The 1,064-nt window shown below is 47.8% G+C and carries 1 protein-coding gene and 1 pseudogene; both read left to right on the top strand.

Features of this window, described 5'->3' with window-relative positions:
- Positions 1-796, top strand: a pseudogene (locus A3750_RS00830) (flagellar biosynthesis protein FlhF); the annotation flags it as partial.
- 123 nt (positions 797-919) lie between these two features.
- Positions 920-1,064 (top strand): P-loop NTPase (locus A3750_RS00825; protein ID WP_156498277.1); only part of this gene is annotated, 145 nt, incomplete at its 3' end.

The raw sequence follows: 1,064 nt of genomic DNA, 5'->3' as shown, positions 1-1,064 counted from the left end.
AAATCCCATTAGAGAGCAGTTGGGTGAGAGGCTTTCAGCCGAACACGACTTTGATACAGCTTGGGCGAAAGTGCGAAAGCAGCTGCACTCTGCGATACAAACCGAGTATAGCGAGATCATCGATATGGGAGGGGTCGTTTCTCTTGTTGGTCCAACGGGAAGTGGCAAAACGATGACCGTCGGTAAGTTGGCGGCGCGTTATGTCATGCGACATGGCGCAGAGAGCTTGGCTCTGGTGACCACAGATCGTTATCGTATTGCAGCGCATGAGCAGTTGAAGGTGTTTGGACGTATTCTGAATGTGCCAGTGCATGTAGTGGATGAGGAGAACTGCCTCGACGATATTCTAGACAGGTGTTCTGATCGCAAACTCGTTCTGGNTGATACGGCAGGGCTGATGCAAAGCGACCGTTCATGGAATGAGCAATTGAAAGAGTTGAAGATGTCTGCACACAGGATTCAAAACTATCTTGTTATGCCGGCAACGGGTCAGTATGCCGTCATGAAGGCGAACTATAAGCATTACAAAATGGTGGGTCTTGCCGGTACGATTTTAACCAAGCTCGATGAGGCTGTCAGTCTTGGCGAGGCCATCAGTTACCTCGTTGCGAGTAAGTTGTCCTGCGCATATGTGACTGACGGGCAGCGCGTTCCTGAAGATATTCATCTTGCTAACAAAGAAGACTTGTTGAATAAGGCGGAGGAGTTATTGAATAACTCCGAGCGATGGGTGACAATTCCTGNTCACGACTCGGTGCAACAGAACNCCGATTATGCANTATCCGATTTTGCCTAAACATCACTGGCGCATGAATAAGCCTATTGTTTTTTTATGCCTGGCGAACTTTGCTATTCGCTTCACTAAAGTTCGTGCTATGTTTTTGCATCTAAGAAGTAAAACAAAAGGATACGATTAAGTATGGCGAATTCTAGCCCTGTTCAAGTTATCGCTGTAACCGGCGGAAAGGGTGGTGTGGGTAAAAGCAACGTCTCGATCAACCTTTCTATTGCACTCGCTGAGTTAGGTCGACGAGTCATATTGCTAGATGCCGACTTGGGGCTTG

The sequence above is a fragment of the Oleiphilus sp. HI0079 genome (assembly GCF_001635105.1).
The sequence above is the reverse complement of the archived record's forward strand: the minus strand, read 5'-3'. Positions and strand labels throughout refer to the sequence as shown.